Source organism: Robertkochia solimangrovi (assembly GCF_007279655.1).
Classification (GTDB): domain Bacteria; phylum Bacteroidota; class Bacteroidia; order Flavobacteriales; family Flavobacteriaceae; genus Robertkochia; species Robertkochia solimangrovi.
Genome location: NZ_QKWN01000007.1, coordinates 292,966 through 309,524, shown reverse-complemented (window position 1 = coordinate 309,524; position 16,559 = coordinate 292,966). Strand labels below are relative to the sequence as shown.

The 16,559-nt window shown below is 42.2% G+C and carries 16 protein-coding genes; 8 read left to right on the top strand and 8 right to left on the bottom strand.

Going from position 1 to position 16,559, the window contains the following annotated elements:
• The first annotated feature begins 308 nt into the window (after positions 1 to 308).
• Positions 309 to 629 carry a 2Fe-2S iron-sulfur cluster-binding protein gene (locus tag DMZ48_RS11575; RefSeq protein ID WP_143955303.1) on the top strand — a complete coding sequence of 107 codons (321 nt, stop codon included), beginning with the start codon at positions 309 to 311 and terminating at the stop codon, positions 627 to 629.
• A gap of 89 nt (positions 630 to 718) precedes the next feature.
• Here the strand turns inward: DMZ48_RS11575 and DMZ48_RS11570 are convergent, their stop codons facing one another.
• The 6 genes from DMZ48_RS11570 to trmB all read right to left on the bottom strand — a co-directional run bounded on the left by DMZ48_RS11570 (position 719) and on the right by trmB (position 5,478).
• Positions 719 to 1,771, bottom strand: coding sequence for an NAD(P)/FAD-dependent oxidoreductase (locus DMZ48_RS11570; RefSeq protein WP_143955302.1), 1,053 nt, complete (start codon positions 1,769 to 1,771; stop codon positions 719 to 721).
• 117 nt (positions 1,772 to 1,888) lie between these two features.
• On the bottom strand, positions 1,889 to 2,131 hold the full coding sequence (locus tag DMZ48_RS11565) for a NifU family protein (RefSeq protein WP_143955301.1): 243 nt from the start codon (positions 2,129 to 2,131) through the stop codon (positions 1,889 to 1,891).
• Position 2,132: 1 nt separating this feature from the next.
• A complete protein-coding gene (locus DMZ48_RS11560; protein ID WP_143955300.1) occupies positions 2,133 to 3,263 on the bottom strand; it encodes an Mrp/NBP35 family ATP-binding protein in 1,131 nt (376 codons plus the stop codon).
• 552 nt (positions 3,264 to 3,815) lie between these two features.
• Positions 3,816 to 4,166, bottom strand: a complete 351-nt coding sequence (locus DMZ48_RS11555) for an MGMT family protein (RefSeq protein ID WP_143955299.1) — start codon at positions 4,164 to 4,166, stop codon at positions 3,816 to 3,818.
• Positions 4,163 to 4,804: a LysE family transporter gene (locus DMZ48_RS11550; RefSeq protein ID WP_143955298.1), complete on the bottom strand. Its 642-nt coding sequence runs from the start codon at positions 4,802 to 4,804 to the stop codon at positions 4,163 to 4,165. The genes DMZ48_RS11555 and DMZ48_RS11550 overlap by 4 nt, the downstream gene beginning before the upstream one ends.
• Positions 4,801 to 5,478: a tRNA (guanosine(46)-N7)-methyltransferase TrmB gene (gene trmB, locus DMZ48_RS11545; RefSeq protein WP_143955297.1), complete on the bottom strand. Its 678-nt coding sequence runs from the start codon at positions 5,476 to 5,478 to the stop codon at positions 4,801 to 4,803. Before trmB ends, DMZ48_RS11550 begins: the two co-directional genes overlap by 4 nt.
• 72 nt (positions 5,479 to 5,550) lie before the next feature.
• Here trmB and DMZ48_RS11540 point away from each other — a divergent pair, with 72 nt between their 5' ends.
• The gene (locus DMZ48_RS11540; protein ID WP_143955296.1) at positions 5,551 to 6,612 is read left to right on the top strand and encodes a glycosyltransferase; all 1,062 of its coding nucleotides are present in this window, start codon (positions 5,551 to 5,553) and stop codon (positions 6,610 to 6,612) included.
• Here DMZ48_RS11540 and DMZ48_RS11535 read toward each other — a convergent pair.
• Both DMZ48_RS11535 and DMZ48_RS11530 read right to left on the bottom strand, forming a co-directional pair.
• A complete protein-coding gene (locus DMZ48_RS11535; protein ID WP_242009188.1) occupies positions 6,565 to 7,629 on the bottom strand; it encodes a sensor histidine kinase in 1,065 nt (354 codons plus the stop codon). The two genes, DMZ48_RS11540 and DMZ48_RS11535, sit on opposite strands and share 48 nt — an antisense overlap.
• Before the next feature lie 90 nt (positions 7,630 to 7,719).
• On the bottom strand, positions 7,720 to 8,406 hold the full coding sequence (locus DMZ48_RS11530; protein WP_143955295.1) for a response regulator transcription factor: 687 nt from the start codon (positions 8,404 to 8,406) through the stop codon (positions 7,720 to 7,722).
• Positions 8,407 to 8,677: 271 nt separating this feature from the next.
• Between DMZ48_RS11530 and DMZ48_RS11525 the strand changes: the two genes are divergently transcribed.
• The 6 genes from DMZ48_RS11525 (at position 8,678) to DMZ48_RS11505 (ending at position 16,559) form a co-directional block, all read left to right on the top strand.
• Positions 8,678 to 11,464 carry a TonB-dependent receptor gene (locus DMZ48_RS11525; protein WP_143955294.1) on the top strand — a complete coding sequence of 929 codons (2,787 nt, stop codon included), beginning with the start codon at positions 8,678 to 8,680 and terminating at the stop codon, positions 11,462 to 11,464.
• 83 nt (positions 11,465 to 11,547) lie between these two features.
• Entirely contained in the window at positions 11,548 to 13,515 is a 1,968-nt protein-coding gene (locus DMZ48_RS11520; protein ID WP_143955293.1) for a hypothetical protein, read from the top strand.
• A 109-nt stretch (positions 13,516 to 13,624) separates the two neighbouring features.
• Positions 13,625 to 14,602: a LuxE/PaaK family acyltransferase gene (locus DMZ48_RS11515; RefSeq protein WP_143955292.1), complete on the top strand. Its 978-nt coding sequence runs from the start codon at positions 13,625 to 13,627 to the stop codon at positions 14,600 to 14,602.
• A gap of 73 nt (positions 14,603 to 14,675) precedes the next feature.
• A complete protein-coding gene (locus DMZ48_RS18625; RefSeq protein ID WP_162558707.1) occupies positions 14,676 to 14,822 on the top strand; it encodes a hypothetical protein in 147 nt (48 codons plus the stop codon).
• Positions 14,823 to 14,942: 120 nt separating this feature from the next.
• Positions 14,943 to 15,383, top strand: a complete 441-nt coding sequence (locus DMZ48_RS11510) for a YHS domain-containing (seleno)protein (protein WP_242009187.1) — start codon at positions 14,943 to 14,945, stop codon at positions 15,381 to 15,383.
• Positions 15,384 to 15,542: 159 nt separating this feature from the next.
• A complete protein-coding gene (locus DMZ48_RS11505; RefSeq protein ID WP_143955290.1) occupies positions 15,543 to 16,559 on the top strand; it encodes a LacI family DNA-binding transcriptional regulator in 1,017 nt (338 codons plus the stop codon).

The following is a 16,559-nucleotide window of genomic DNA, read 5'->3' as shown; positions in this document are numbered from 1 at the left end:
TCCTTCGGGTCGCATTGCTTTTTGCAATTTTATGGCTTGCTTTCCTTCGGGTCGAATAGCACTTGTCTCCTTTACCCACAAGCGGCTTAGGTCACTTCAGCATCTTCGTGTGGCAGTACTACGATAGCGACGACACTTACCGCAGCGCAAGCAGTCAATCGACACTCCTGATTTGCCAAAGGCTGAAGCCGGATCGTCACCGCGTTAGTTGATAATATTCTTGTTAATCTATAAACCTACCAATTTACTAGACTAAATTCCTCTTTGAATAAACTTTTTAATGTAAATTTGCTTTCAAAATTCAAATAATGTCAGACGTACTTATTAAAATCAAAGACCGGGAGGGGGTTGTGCATGAGGTGCAGGCGCCTACGGATATGGCCATGAATCTTATGGAGCTTTGTAAAGCTTATGAACTTCCAGTGGAAGGAACCTGTGGTGGAATGGCGATGTGTGCTTCCTGTCAGTGTTATATACTGTCTGATCATACATTACCCGAAATGGGTCAGGATGAAGATCTGATGCTGGCTGAAGCATTCCATGTTCAGGAGAACAGCAGGCTGGGTTGTCAGATACCGATTACGGAGGATCTTGACGGACTCGAGATCGAACTGGCTCCTGAGGTATAAAGAAAAATATAATTTTAGTGTTCATAAAAAAAGCAACGTCGAATTTCGGCGTTGCTTTTTTTTAATAAGGTCGTATGCTCATCGTGAGATTAATTAATCGACTTTACTACGGCTTTTTCAGCTTCTTTTCTACTGCCGTCAAATCCGTCTACACCACTGACCGTGGTATATTTCATAACATATCGTTTGTCTGGATATATGATTTTATAGGCACTTTGGCACATGAGGGTCGCTTCGTGAAAACCACAAAGAATGAGTTTTAATTTTCCCGGATAGGTATTCACATCTCCAATGGCAAAAACTCCTTCAATATTGGTCTGGTAGTCCAGCGTATTGTCTACTTTGATGGCGTTCTTCTCTATCTCCAGCCCCCAGTTTCCGATAGGTCCGAGTTTTGGTGAGAGTCCGAATAAGGGAATAAAATGATCGGTTTCATGAAGAAGGTCTTCACCGTCTTTATTTATGGTAACTGCATTGAGATGGTCATCGCCATGTAATGCGGTGATCTCTGCAGGAGTAACCAAATTGATCTTTCCCTGTTTCTTTAGCTCTTCTACTTTTTCAACAGAGTCAAGTGCCCCTCTGAACTCATTTCTTCGGTGAATCAGGGTTACTTCTGAAGCTACATCGGCCAGAAAGATACTCCAGTCAAGAGCGGAGTCTCCTCCTCCGGCGATCACCACCCTTTTGTCGCGATATACCTCCGGGTCACGGATGATATAGGCAACACCTTTATCTTCAAATTCATCGATGCGATCCAGAATTGGTTTTCTCGGCTCAAAACTTCCGAGTCCGCCCGCAATAGCAACTACGGGAGCCTGATGTCTCGTTCCTTTATTCGTAGTTACGATGAAGGAGCCATCCTCTTGTTTTTCTATGGTCTCTGCTCGTTCACCGAGTGTAAATCCCGGATCGAATGGGCGAATTTGCTCCATGAGATTATCGACGAGGTCTCCTGCGAGCACTTCCGGAAATCCTGGGATGTCATAGATAGGTTTCTTTGGATAGATCTCAGCACATTGTCCGCCGGGTTGCGGAAGAGCGTCGATCAGATGACATTTTAATTTTAATAATCCTGCTTCAAAAACTGCGAAGAGACCGGTGGGTCCGGCTCCAATGATTAATATGTCTGTTTTGATCATGCTTTTTCTTTTTCCTGGGTCAACCCCGATTGCAGGGAGCCCTCATTTTTTGGAATACATTATCACACCAATAGCGAATACAGGTGAAATATTGGGGTTTCTTCCGGTCGGTAATTGTTAGTCGACTACGTTAACCACTTCCTCGATCTGAGGAACATATTTTTTGATGGTCATCTCAACCCCGCTCTTCAGGGTCATTTGGTTTACGCTGCAACCCACACAGGTTCCTTCCAGTTTAACTTTGACAAATTTGTCATTGTCAATGGAGACGAGAGAGATATCACCCCCGTCATTTTTTAGAAAAGGTCTGATTTCTTCAAGCGCCTTTTCCACATTTAATTTAATTTCTTCCGAAGTCATTTTATTTCTTTTTAACGGCAGAACAACCGGCCATTGTTGTGATCTTAATGGCCTCTGTCGGTGGTAAACTTTCGTTTCGCCGTACCACTTCCTGAACTACATTTCTTGTAAGTTCTTCAAAGGATTCTTCCAGAGGAGTTGCTGTCTGCAGTGCAGCAGGTCGGCCGACATCACCGGCTTCTCTGATGCTCTGAACGATCGGAATTTCTCCAAGGAAAGGAACCTTAAGGTCTTCAGACAGGTTTTTTGCACCTTCCTTACCAAATATATAATATTTATTCTCCGGTAATTCTTCCGGAGTGAAATATGCCATGTTTTCAACGATCCCCAATACCGGTACGCTGATGCTTTCCTGCTGGAACATCGCCACTCCTTTTTTGGCATCAGCCAATGCGATATTTTGAGGAGTACTTACCACAACCGCTCCGGTGATCGGAAGCGCCTGCATAATGCTCAGGTGAATATCTCCGGTTCCCGGTGGCAGATCGATCAACAGAAAGTCGATCTCTCCCCAGGCAGCATCGAAGATCATTTGATTTAGTGCTTTAGATGCCATAGGGCCTCTCCAGATCACAGCCTGATCCGGCTGCGTAAAGAATCCGATGGAAAGAATCTTTACACCATAACTTTCGATAGGTTTCATTCTCGATTTTCCATCGACGTTCACCGCCAGCGGACGCTCACGCTCCACGTCGAACATGATCGGAATGGAAGGTCCGTAAACATCTGCATCCAGTAAACCAACACTAAAGCCCATCTTGGCAAGTGTAACGGCAAGATTTGCAGTTACCGTAGATTTTCCAACTCCTCCCTTACCGGAAGCTACCGCGATGATATTCTTGATGCCGGGAATTGATTTTCCTTTGATCTGTGGCTTTTCAGGGGCTTCAACCTTGATGTTTACCTTGACCTTAGCCTTCTGATATACCTTATCATGAATAGTCTTCAGGATTTCCACCTCAGTCTTTTTACGAGCCTGTAAACTGGGATTGCTTATGGTTACATCAACGACAACTTCGTCACCAAAGGTCATCACATTGTTAACCGCTCCGCTCTCCACTATATTCTTACCTTCTCCTGGAGCTGAAATGCTTTCCAGTGCCTTGAGAATTTCCTTTCTATCTAATTTCATAGTACTATTTCGTTCTGTATTTAAAATGCAGTTTATTTTAAACTCATTCTAAATTGCAAAGATACGTTTTCGCGCTAACATATTAAAAACAGCAGTATTGAAAATGATTATAATAGCATTGGTCTCTTCTTACTGGCTACCCGTTAAGCTTGCTCAGGCTTTGTATTAGATAAGAGTTAAGAATTGAAAGTTGAGAATTGAGAATTCAAGATTTAAGTGAAGAATTATGGATTAAGAATTGATTTGTAAGCTGTAGGTAGTAATGCGGTATGCTATAAGCTGTTTTCCGTTTTGCGTTTTCAGGAATCAACTCAATTGTGAACGGAGGTACTCCCTGTATTGCTATTTAATTCCACATGTAACAGTGTAACAAGTAACACCGTAACTCAGTTGGATTAAGAATTGATTTGTATGCTGTAGGCAGTAATGCAGTAAACCATAAACTGTTTTCTGTTTTCCGTTTTCTATATTCTGACTTCTGGCGTTGATCTAATTGAGAATTGAGTTTTTTTGAGAATTGAATTTACCATCTACCATCAACCATTAAACCAGCTACTCGCTTTCCGAGCTTGCGCTATTCAATGATGAGGGATCCCAGAAATGTTTTTCGAAGTCCTGGATCTGATTATCGATTACTTCGATGCCTTCGCTTTCGAGTAATTGTTGCATGAGATTGGTGCCGTCGAAATGGTGCTTGCCGGTGAGAATGCCTTTTCTGTTTACCACCCGGTGAGCAGGTACGTCTTTACCATGTGAAGCGTTCATAGCCCACCCAACCATTCTGGCACTTCCGGCGGTGCCCAGATAACGAGCTATCGCGCCATAGGAGGTTACTCGGCCGTATGGGATCAGTTTGGCTACTTCGTATACCCGTTCGAAAAAATTTTCATTGCCTGGTTTCATGCGCTGGTGTAGAAGATTCGGATGAGTGTGATGATCAGTAGAACCCCCATTAAAGCACTTAGGATATAATCAGAATATCTGGCGAAATTGTTGGTGCGGGATTCGAGTTTGTCAAAATAGGTGACATACATATAAAGCATTGCAAAAGTACCGAGTCCGGCGGCAATGATAAAGATCAGTATATCCCATAACTGGAATTTTATCCAGCCGGAGACATTCCAGGCTGCATTGAGTCCACAAAAATAGGGTATGGGAAGCACGTTAAGCGCTGAGATCAGCATTCCTTTAAAGAACAGGTTCTTTTTGCTGACCTCGACCATTCGCACTTTAGGTTTATTGCTGTTCTTTTTAGCAACGACCAAAAAATAGATGGCAAAGAATGCGAAGACAACCAGGGCTATCTTTAGCAGTATATCGATCACAAAAGGATTGTTGTACAGGTATTTTGAAATGAGTACTCCCACATAAGCCTGCCCCACTACGGTTAGCGAAGCGCCTAGCGCGAATATCATTCCGCCTTGTTTTCCTCTTTTGGCACTGGTCTTTGCAGCGGTAATGTTAACGAGTCCGGGAAAGACTACACCCATAAGTGCTGCGGAGAATGTGGCAAAGAAGAGAATCAGAAGGTGAATGGTCATTGTTTAAGTTTAAACTTGATGTAGGTAATCGGTTTATTTTGTTCCAGGTATTGTGCCTCATAGAAGGTCTGGATACTGGTAACTTCTTTCGGACTTCCTTCATTACGGTATACATGATGGTTGGCATACAGCACTTCTTCTCCGAGTCCATGGAGGAGTCCGAGCGTATAACCGTGCATGAATTCACTGTCGGTCTTTAAATGCATGATGCCATCCGGTTTCAGGATACGTCTGTATTTATTGAGAAATTCCATATTGGTCAGACGATGCTTGGTCCGCTTGAATTTTATCTGTGGGTCCGGAAAAGTGATCCAGATCTCAGAGACCTCATTCTCCTCAAAAATATGGTCGATAAGTTCGATCTGAGATCTGAGAAACCCAACGTTGGAGAGTCCTTCTTCAATAGCGGTCTTTGCTCCTCTCCAGAAACGGGCACCTTTGATATCGATACCGATAAAATTCTTCTCGGGAAAAAGTTTGGCAAGGCCAACACTATATTCTCCTTTTCCACAGCCTAATTCAAGCACGATCGGCTTGTCGTTTTTGAAAAACTGTGCATTCCACTGACCTTTAAAACTGAATTTATCGGAGATGATTTCATCGCGTGAGGGTTGTATCACATTAGCGAATGTTTCGTTCTCTTTAAATCGTTTGAGTTTGTTCTTACTCCCCACAACAATAATTTAATTTAATGGCAAAATTAAGGAAATCTTTTTCACCTCAAAAAAGACTTACTTTATACTCTTATGGAAAGGAAGAAACGCATACTGATCGCTCCCCTGAATTGGGGTCTTGGACACGCTACGCGCTGTATACCCATTATACGTCTTTTACTCGAATCGGGTTTTGATCCGGTCATTGGCTCTGATGGAGACGCGTTACAGCTGTTACAAAATGAATTCGAGGATCTTGAATTTGTAGAATTGCCGGAATATAAGATTCAATATGCCGAAAAAGGAAGGTATTTTAAATTGAAGATGGTCTGGGATTCGCCAAAAATCATGAAGGCAATATCCAAAGAACATAAAATGACCAAAAAGATCGTAGAAGATCGGGCCATTGACGGAATTATCTCAGATAATCGGTTGGGCGTTTATTCAAAAAAGGTTCCTTCGGTCTTTATTACCCATCAGTTGAATGTTCTTACGGGGAATACGACCCGTTTCAGTTCGGCGATACACCAGAAAGTGATCAGTAAGTTTCAGGAATGTTGGGTGCCCGATGTTGCCGGAGAACCCAATTTAAGCGGGGTACTTGGCCATCCGGAGAAACCGTTGCATAATGTTCGTTATATCGGTCCGTTAAGCAGATTGGAAAAATTGGATCTTCCCCTAAAATATGAATTGATGGTGCTGTTATCAGGGCCTGAACCACAACGAAGTATGCTGGAACAACGTTTACTGGAACAGGTTCAGGATTTTAAAGGGAATGTATTGTTTGTCAGAGGAAAGATAGAGCCTCGACAATCCGTAGTTACCAAAGGAGTTGCCAAGGTCTATAATTTTATGACTTCTGAACAGCTTGAGGTCGCATTTGCTAAAAGCCGGATGATTCTATGCAGATCGGGTTACACCACGGTCATGGATCTTGCCAAATTGGATAAAAAGGCTTTCTTTATCCCCACTCCCGGTCAGTATGAACAGGAATATATCGCCGAGCGGTTGAAAAAGCTTCAGTTGGTACCCAGTTGCTGCCAGGATACATTCAGTTTAGATATGTTAAGCGACGTGGAGAATTACAAAGGGTTAAGTAAAATAAATTCAGACTTCGACCTTAACCGGCTTTTTGATCTTTTCAAGTGTGAATGAGAACTCTGATCCGACTCCAAAAACACTTTCCACATAGATCCTTTCCTTGTGAGCTTCAATAATGTGTTTAACGATCGAAAGTCCGAGTCCTGAACCTCCTTCTTTACGGTTTCCGCTTTTGTCGACACGATAAAAGCGTTCGAAGAGACGTGGGATATTTTGCGTTTCGATCCCTTCTCCATTATCTGTAACCCTGATAATGATCTTGTTCTTTATCAGGTTTTCGATACTGACCTCAGTAGTTCCGTCGGTCTTTCCATATTTTATCGAGTTTACTACAAGGTTAGTGACTACTTGCAGAATCCGTTCCCTGTCAGCATGCACTATGATGGGTTCAGGGTACTCCATGTCGAACGTTAGCGTAATATTCTTCTTGGCTGCCTTCATTTCCATCATATCAAACACATGTTGTATGAGTTCCACGATGTCAAAATCCTCCATTTCAAGATGAACATCTCCGGCTTCGAGCTTGGATATCATATCCAGATCTTTGACGATAAAGATCAGACGTTCCACTCCTTTTGCTGCCCGCTGCAGGTATTTTTTACGGACTGCTTTATCATCCATGGCACCGTCGAGCAGCGTTAGTATGTAACCCTGTACGGTAAATAGCGGGGTTTTGAGTTCGTGAGAAACGTTACCCAGAAATTCTTTTCTATATCCTTCGCGGATCTTAAGCGTTTCGATTTCCAGTTTTTTATTGTTGGCAAACTTTTCGATCTCCTGGGTCAGAGTTTGCATATCGGTTGTGATCGGTTGCTGCTGAAAACTGCTGGATTCCAACAGTGATACATCATCATAAATCTTTTTTACTCTTTTGTAAATGAACCGTTCGACGCGATATTGAATGATCAAAAATCCGAGGGGAAATAAAATAAGCGCAAATACCGGAATAACATAATAGTCTTTACTCCTGAGGAGAATAAGAATAAACGTTAATAACAGACATGAGATCCCTGTCATATAGAAAGATGATCTCAGGGCAAACCTGTATGATTTTTTTAATTTGGTCTTCAAGGTAAAGGTATTACACCGGCAAAGTTAAGAGAATTCAGATTTGTCCGGTAAACATGGGGAGAAAAAGCAGGGGATGAAGTTCGTTCCAGATCAGAGAACGAACTTGTATCCTACACCTTTGACGGTCTTAAAGTGATCGTCACCTATTTTTTCTCTTAATTTTCGAATATGAACATCGATGGTTCTTCCACCCACGATCACTTCATTACCCCAAACCTTATCCAGGATCTCTTCACGTTTGAAGACCTTACCGGGTTTTGAGGCGAGTAGTGAGAGTAATTCGAACTCTTTTCGCGGAAGGATGATCTCCTCATCTTTTTGGATGATCTTATATTCGTCTCGATTGATCGTAATGTCACCTACATTTACGACACTGTCTTCAGACTCTTCTTCTTCCTTGAGACGTCGTAATAAAGCTTTAACCTTACTCACGAGTACCTTTGGCTTGATAGGTTTGGTGATATAATCATCAGCGCCGGCATCGAATCCGGCCACCTGAGAGTAATCTTCTCCTCTTGCGGTCAGAAAGGTGATCAGGGTTTCATTCAATTCCGGGATACTTCTGATCTTTTCGCAGGTTTCGATCCCGTCCATTTCAGGCATCATCACATCAAGAATGATAAGATGCGGGCGTTCCTTTTTCGCCTTTCCAATAGCTTCTACGCCGTTCTTTGCGGTAGAAACATTGTAACCTTCCGAAGATAGGTTGTACCCTACGATCTCGAGAATATCCGGTTCATCGTCAACCAAAAGGATCTTGGTTTCCTTTTTTTTCATATGCGATTTATTATGTGAATTTTAAGTGTCATAAGAAATCCCAAACACTATTAAAAATATGATAAAAGCACTTTTATCAGGATTGTTTTTACGGGATAATTTCTTGTTGTTCAGTGTCCAAAAGTAAAGATAATATTAAATAATCAAACGTGTTAACATTCATTTAATGTCATAACACAATGGTAACATTGAGCCCTCTCACCTTTAACCTCTCTGTAACATCGTCTCCACATTCCTATATTTTCTTTGCAGCAGATTTTAAAACGAAAAAATGAAAAGTATTTGTTTAATGTTGGCAGTCTTATTTTCTGCCTTCGTATTTGCCCAACAACCCACGGGTTCCATCGTGGGGAAAATTACGGATAAGGAGATGAATAATGATCCGCTTCCGTTCGCTAACGTACAGATCAAAGGATCTACTAAAGGAACTACTACCGATATGGATGGTCTTTACGAGATCGCAGCAGTTGAGCCGGGAACCTATACTATAGTAGTAAGTTTTATCGGTTATGAGACACTGGAAATTCCAAATGTAACCGTTGAAGCCGGAAAGGTTACTGAACTTAATACCGGACTCGGTGCCGGGAGTGTGAGTCTTGATGAGGTTGTCGTTACTACGACAGTAAGAAGAGACTCTGAGACTGCTTTATTACTGGATCAGAAAAAAGCAGTGGAAATAAAAGAGAGTATCGGGGCGCAGCAACTGGCTAAGATCGGGGTTTCCGATGTTGCCACTGCAACCACCAAGATCTCAGGAGTGAGCAGTAGTGAAGGTTCAGGAGACGTATTCGTACGCGGACTGGGAGATCGTTATCTGTCAACCACCTTAAACGGACTTCCGATTCCTTCTGATGATGTTGAGCGAAAGAATATCGATCTTGGATTATTCCCTACCCGTATCATTCAGAATGTAAGTATCAGCAAGACCTATGCGGTTAACAATACTGCTGACCAGTCTTCAGGAAATATCGATATCTCTTCCAGAGAGTTGGTAGGTGATTCTGAATTCAGCATTAGTGTTCGCGGTGGTGCCAATACCAATGTGATGAAGGATGGAATCAGTGATAACTTTAAAGTATCCCCGAATCAGGATGATGTTACTTTAGGGTTCTATAAAAGAAGTAATTCTACCTATCAAAGTCTTGTAAACCAGTCTTGGAATACACAGACTCAGGATATGCCTTATAACTACCGTATCGCTGCAACGGCAGGAAAGAAGATCGGTGAGAAATTAAAAATATTCCTGACCGGATCTCAGTCGGTATCCCATGAATACAGAACCGGAGTTTTCCGTCAGTTCAGATCGAACTTTATCGAAGACTCTTTGACAGATGTGGAGAACTATAAGAGAAATGTGACCACAACCGGATTGCTGGATGCAACGTATGCTTTCGATTATAAGAATAAGATCAAATTCAATACCCTGATGATCAACAAACTTACCGATGAGGTGTTTGAAGGAGGTAGAAACGGGGAAGGTACATTCTTCGAAGAGACCGATCGTAATGAAGATCTGTCTCAATTCGTGAGAGACCAGAATATGAAGCAAACCAAACTGTATATCACGCAACTTTCGGGTACCCATAAGATCGGCGAGTTCAATGATCTTGACTGGGCTGCCGGATACAATGTGGTTGATGCAGACGAACCGAACCGTATCAGAAATGAGGTGAACTTCAATGAGGATATCGTTCAGTTAGGGAGAACCGGTGGTTTCCAACAGCGTAAATCAGCACAGTCGATCTTCGATGAGGAGATCAACGGATTCGTAAAGGATAAGTTTACTATTAAAGATGAGGAAAATACTCAGATGAGTGTAACTGCGGGAGGGAATTTCCGTAACAAAACCCGTGATTTCGAATCTCAGTTCTATGGTGTTGAGGAGAGAACCACCAACTTAATCCACCCATCATCTATAGATGATCTTGGAAGTATTTTTACTCAGGAGAATTTTGATAACGGTACACTTTTGCACAATAATTTAACTCCGGATGTCTACAATGGTGAATTGAATTCTTATGGAGGTTTTGCGACCTTCAATGTAGGTGTCAATAAATGGAATGTGAATTTAGGATTGCGATATCAGAATGATGATATCAATGTAGATTATAATGTTGGAAATATACCAGGAAGGATTGGCTCTTCGTCTAAGTCATACAGTAATGTTTATCCCAGCTTGAACGTAAAGTATACCATTAACGAGAAGAATGCTCTGCGTTTTGCATCCAGTAAGACGATTACCTTACCGGAATTCAAGGAGATTGCTCCTTTTGAATATGTATCTCAAACAGGACAGGTGACTCGTGGTAATCCTGATCTGGAAGCATCTACCAACTATAATTTTGACTTGAAATGGGAATTTTTCCCAAGCAGCTCACAATTGATCTCTCTGGCAACTTTTTATAAGCTGATCGAAGATCCGATCAATAAGGTACAGGACAGAGGGGCAGCTGGTGTATTCTCATACTTTAACTCCGGTGACCAGGCAGAAGTTTATGGTTTAGAGCTTGAATCTCGCCTTGATCTTCTGAAGTCAGCTGAAGAGAACAATGGATTCGACCTTGCCCTGAACATGAATGCAACCCGTATGTGGCATTCACAGGATTTAAGAGAGGAGTATGACGCGAACGGAAACTTTATCAGAACCTTCCGATACAAAGGAAGAACAGAGAACGGACTTCAGGGTGCATCAGACTGGATCTTTAACGGATCGCTGAATTTTACTGCAAAATCGGAGAATCCTTTGAATGCCTCCTTAACTGCGAACTATGCTTCGGATAAGATCTATGCGTTGGGAGCTCCAGAGATCCAAACTCAGAGTGAGACCATGTACAATGATGATATTGTTGAAAAAGGATTTGTGACTCTGGATGCTGTGATCAGTAAGGAGTTTGCGAACCACTGGAATATTCAGTTACGCGGGTTGAACCTGTTGAATCCGGAGGTGAGAAGAACTCAGTTCGTGAAACCAAGTACCACTGGAATTGAAACAGAAGAAACTGTGAGATCGTATTCTACGGGATCGGTCTTCACTTTAGGAGTATCGTATAATTTTTAATAATCATAAACTGTCATTTGTTAGGAATGACGTAAACAACCTAACGGTTATCAATAAATCTTAATCTTAATTACTTATTAATCATGAAAAAATCTTTCATTAAAATCTCAGTTCTTGCTTCCTTGTTCGGAGCGATGGTATTGACCAGCTGTAGTAACAATGACGATAATCCGGGACCGGGAACCGAGCCGGAAGTGGAATCAGAACTTGAAGGAAGTGTTTCGGAGAATATGACCCTAAACGCTACCGTTGATTATGAACTAACCGGTATTCTTAGTGTGGAATCCGGAGCAACGCTTACTATTCCTGCAGGAACAAAAATTACTTCTAACCGAGGAACGGATCATTATATCGTGGTTCAGAAGGGTGGTAAGATTGCAGTAAATGGTACAGCGAACAATCCTGTTATCATGACTTCGGTTAACGGAGAACCAGGTGACTGGGGAGGACTTCTTCTTTGTGGTAACGCTGTAACCACTGCCGGTGCTAATGCAACTGCAGAGGTTGGTGGTTTGATCTACGGAGGAAGTGATAATGCAGATAACTCTGGATCTATCGATTATCTTGTGATCGAGGGTGCGGGAGCACAGATCAATACAGAATCACAATACAATGGTCTTACCTTATATGCAGTAGGATCAGGGACTCAGATCAGTAACGTAGCGATCATCGATGGTGCGGATGACGGAGTTGAATTCTTCGGAGGATCTGTAAGTGTTGAGAATCTTTATCTTGAAAACAACGAAGATGATGCTATCGACTGGACTGAAGGTTGGGATGGTGGTGTGAAGAATGCTTATATTCTTCATACTATCGAAGGTTTTTCTACTGCCTTCGAAGGTGATAACGTAAACAACTGGCCAACTTTCGAAAACATCACTGCGGTTTCAGAAACCGGAGGTACTGCCCTTCAGTTCAAGAAGCAGTCTGGTGGTGTGATCACCGGACTTTCGCTTCAGGGGTATGATGTTTCGATCGACCTTCCAAATGCTGCAGATCCATTGAACCCTACTGAAACTGAACTGGCAAACATTCAGATAGAGGGAGAGAATGCCAATCCAGAGTCAAATTACAATGTTCCTGCTACTGTAGATATCTCATTGTTTGACTGGGTGTCTGGAAAAGATACCGTAGAAGGTAACATTCTTCAGGGAACAGTTGAAGGAGATGTAACACTTGATGCTTCTGTAGCTTATGAACTGAACTCTTCTTATATCGTTCAGCCAGGTGCTTCTTTGACCATTCCTGCAGGAACTAAGATCACTGCGAGAAATGGCGGAACAGACGTATATATCGCAGTTCTTAAAGGTGGAACAATCAATATTGAAGGTACTGAAGAAAATCCAGTTGTGATGGCTTCAGAAGGTGGAAATCCTGGAGATTGGGGTGGACTTACCATTTGTGGGGAAGCTACGACCACTGCGGGTGTTGATGTAACTGCTGAAGTGGGTGGATTTATATATGGTGGTACTGATGATGAGGATAGCTCAGGAGTTGTTAAAAACCTGGTGATCATCGGAACCGGTGCTCAGATCAATGCTGAGTCTCAGTATAACGGTGTTTCTTTCTACTCTGTAGGATCAGGAACCGTAGTTGAGAATATCGCTGTGATCAATGGAGCTGATGACGGTGTTGAATTCTTCGGAGGTACTGTTTCTGTAGAAAACCTTTATCTTGAAAATAACGAAGATGATGCAGTTGACTGGACTGAAGGATGGAGTGGAACTGTTACCAACGTTTATGTTTCTCATACTATTGCCGGTTTCTCAACTGCTGTTGAAGCTGATGGGGAGAACAAAGATCCTAAGCTGATCAATTTCACTGCGATTTCTACTGTTGGTGGTACTGCACTTCAGTTTAAAAAAGAATCCGGAGCATCTTTTACCAATATCTATCTTGAAGGATACGATACAAATGTAGATCTTCCTAACAGAACTGAACCAACAGCAGTTAATGTTGATGATGTGGAGATGACTACTGTTGATGATGACGTATTCAACGGAACTATTCTTGATATCTCTGCATGGACCTGGATCAGTGCTACACTGTAATCTAAGTTTGTTAACGATACGATAGCTTGACTATCGAAAAGCATAAAAGAGCATCTCCTTTTCGGGGATGCTTTTTTATTTACATATTTTTGTGGTCTAATTTCTCTCTATGAATCCCGAAGCGGTATTTTCCATTCAAAACGATACTCAATTCGAGTCGGAAGCACTCCGTATCTTTGAACTGCAATATCAAAATAACCCGGTATACCGCCGTTTTTGTGAATTGATCGGTAGAGAGGTTGCATCCGTTAAAGGATTGAATGATATCCCTTTTATACCGATAGAGTTCTTTAAATCTCAGGAAATACTGACCGGAAATGATCCGGTTGAGCAGGTTTTTACCAGCAGTGGAACCACCGGGACTGCAACCAGCAGGCATCTGGTAACCGATCTTAAAATCTATGAGGAAAGTTTTAATAGAGGGTATGCATATTTCTATGGTGATATCAAAGAGTATGTAGTACTGGCGTTGCTGCCTTCCTATCTTGAGCGCACCGGATCGTCGCTTATTTATATGGTGGATGCATTGATCAGATCTTCCGGTGATCCTGATAGTGGTTTTTATCTCCATAATCTGGACGATTTAGCGGCAAAACTCAAGGTTTTGGATCGTTCCGGAAAGAAGGTGTTGTTAATAGGGGTTTCCTTTGCCTTACTGGACCTCGTGGAAAGCTTCAATTTTCAATTGAATAAGACCATCATTATGGAGACCGGAGGGATGAAAGGTCGTCGTAAGGAACTTATCAGGGAAGAACTTCATAATATTTTGAAAAAGGGTTTTGGTGTTGATCATATACATTCTGAATACGGAATGACGGAGTTACTGTCCCAGGCATATTCCACAGGCGACGGTACTTTTAGTTGTCCTCCGTGGATGAAGGTTAAAATTCGTGATACAGGCGATCCCTTCACCTGGCTTCCAGAAGGGAGAACCGGAGGAATCAGCGTCATCGACCTCGCTAATATAAATTCCTGTTCCTTTATCGCTACTCAAGATCTCGGAAAATTACTCCCGGACGGAAGACTGGAGATCCTTGGGAGATTCGATAACAGTGATATCAGAGGTTGTAATCTTCTGGTTACTTAGAGATGAGGCCAAACCAAAGCGAGTTTGAATCTTTCATAAGCAATGTGAATGGAACTTGATTCCATTAATAGCAATGCGAAGCGAGCTCGAAATGAATCCCGAAAAGGCAATGCGACCCGAAGGGAAGCGAGCAGTAAGGACACTTAAGAAAGTTTTGTACCAGCAAAACAACTCGCGACACTGGAGAGCCGATCGCGCCAGCGATCAGGATCGACACTAAGCACCTAAGGTGCACGTCACTTTTTACTGCACAGCAAGCCGAATACCCGAAGAATCGCATTAAATTCCTGGAGAACTGTAATTTATCCCCGCGTATCCCCACTAAACAGAAAATAATATCATGAAATATTCACTCCTAATTATTTCATTTTTCCTGATTTCAGGTTGTGCGCCAACCTCAGAGCGTTATAATCTTGGAGATGGTTATGTGGCTTACGGATTTGATGTAGTTTCTTATTTTGAAGGTAAGCCCGTTAAAGGATTGGATGATTTTATAGTGGAGTACGACGGTGTTTCTCTGAAGTTTGCTACAGAAGCGCATGCTCAGACTTTTGAAAGGAACCCGGGCCAGTTTTTACCGCAATATGGCGGATTTTGCGCTTATGCAATTGCTGAAGGTGAACGTGTGGATATCGACCCGGAAACCTACCAGATTCTGGATGGGAAATTATACCTTTTTTACAATGCCTGGGGGACGAATACACTGGAGTTGTGGAGTCGTGAAGGACCTGAAATATTGCGGGATCGTGCCGATCGAAATTGGAGTGAAATGATTAAATGATCATGAGTTCTCTTGTAGTTGTTTGATTCATAGTATTTTGAGGTTTGATAGGGGAGCCTTGAGAATAAAACGTAAAAAATACGCTAATTTCATAGGCAGAGCAGGTACTTTTCGTCAGAAAAGCTTATTTTTGGGTGCACTTAATAGCGTGGCTTGTACATGAAGAAAAAAATCACATTAAAAGAGATCTCTAAACGATTCAACGTCTCCATTTCAACTGTTTCCAAGGCTCTGAAAAACAGCCCTGAGATCAGTGAAAAGACCAGAAAAATCATTCAGGATTTTGCAAAGGAGCACAATTACAAACCGAATAATATCGCTTTAAGTTTAAAGAATCAGAAGACGAAGAATATCGGCATCATCCTTCCTGAGATCGTGCATTATTTCTTTTCTTCTGTGATCAACGGGGTGGAAAGTTATGCTTCTGAACAAGGCTATAATGTGATCGTATGTATCTCCAATGAATCCTTTGATAAGGAGGTGATCAATATGCAGATGCTTGCCAACGGCAGTATCGACGGATTTATCATGTCACTATCAAAAGGTACTGAAAAGGCTCAGGATTTTCATCATATCAATGAAGTGATCGCACAGGGTATGCCTGTGGTGCAAATCGATCGTATCACCGAAGAAGTGGATAGTGATAAGGTGATTATCGATGACTACCATGGTGCTTATCATGCCGTAAAATACCTGATCGAGAAGGGACGTAAAAAGATAGCTCTTCTGACGATGCCGGATTATATGAGTGTCGGAAAGCTGCGTACAGAAGGATATCTGAAAGCTCTCGAAGAAGCTGGTATTCCTGTTGAGCAGGATCTTATTCTCCGAATAGAGGATTTCTACGGAGGAGGAGACCAGATCAAAGCTCTATTCGAAGAGCGCAGTGTTGATGCGGTTTTCGGGGTAACCGAATTCTTTGCGGTAACCGCTATGAATATCGCTCAGAAAATGGGCATAAGCGTACCTGAAGATCTTTCCGTGATCGGATTTACCGACGGTATCATTTCTATGGTGAGCAATCCTTCTCTTACCACAGTGAGTCAGCATGGTGAGGAGATCGGTAAGACCGCGGCCAAATTATTGATCAACCGATTGGAAGAAGACGATGACAGTACGACTCCATATGTCAGAGAAGTCGTAAAATCTACACTGGTAACCCGCGAGTCTACCTGA

Excerpts from the sequence above, each read along its gene's own strand:
- DMZ48_RS11575 (WP_143955303.1), top strand. The coding sequence starts at position 309 with ATGTCAGACGTACTTATTAAAATCAAAGACCGGGAGGGGGTTGTGCAT.
- DMZ48_RS11570 (WP_143955302.1), bottom strand. The coding sequence starts at position 1,771 with ATGATCAAAACAGACATATTAATCATTGGAGCCGGACCCACCGGTCTC.
- DMZ48_RS11565 (WP_143955301.1), bottom strand. The coding sequence starts at position 2,131 with ATGACTTCGGAAGAAATTAAATTAAATGTGGAAAAGGCGCTTGAAGAA.
- DMZ48_RS11560 (WP_143955300.1), bottom strand. The coding sequence starts at position 3,263 with ATGAAATTAGATAGAAAGGAAATTCTCAAGGCACTGGAAAGCATTTCA.
- DMZ48_RS11555 (WP_143955299.1), bottom strand. The coding sequence starts at position 4,166 with ATGAAACCAGGCAATGAAAATTTTTTCGAACGGGTATACGAAGTAGCC.
- DMZ48_RS11550 (WP_143955298.1), bottom strand. The coding sequence starts at position 4,804 with ATGACCATTCACCTTCTGATTCTCTTCTTTGCCACATTCTCCGCAGCA.
- DMZ48_RS11540 (WP_143955296.1), top strand. The coding sequence starts at position 5,551 with ATGGAAAGGAAGAAACGCATACTGATCGCTCCCCTGAATTGGGGTCTT.
- DMZ48_RS11530 (WP_143955295.1), bottom strand. The coding sequence starts at position 8,406 with ATGAAAAAAAAGGAAACCAAGATCCTTTTGGTTGACGATGAACCGGAT.
- DMZ48_RS11525 (WP_143955294.1), top strand. The coding sequence starts at position 8,678 with ATGAAAAGTATTTGTTTAATGTTGGCAGTCTTATTTTCTGCCTTCGTA.
- DMZ48_RS11520 (WP_143955293.1), top strand. The coding sequence starts at position 11,548 with ATGAAAAAATCTTTCATTAAAATCTCAGTTCTTGCTTCCTTGTTCGGA.
- DMZ48_RS11515 (WP_143955292.1), top strand. The coding sequence starts at position 13,625 with ATGAATCCCGAAGCGGTATTTTCCATTCAAAACGATACTCAATTCGAG.
- DMZ48_RS18625 (WP_162558707.1), top strand. The coding sequence starts at position 14,676 with ATGCGAAGCGAGCTCGAAATGAATCCCGAAAAGGCAATGCGACCCGAA.
- DMZ48_RS11510 (WP_242009187.1), top strand. The coding sequence starts at position 14,943 with ATGAAATATTCACTCCTAATTATTTCATTTTTCCTGATTTCAGGTTGT.
- DMZ48_RS11505 (WP_143955290.1), top strand. The coding sequence starts at position 15,543 with ATGAAGAAAAAAATCACATTAAAAGAGATCTCTAAACGATTCAACGTC.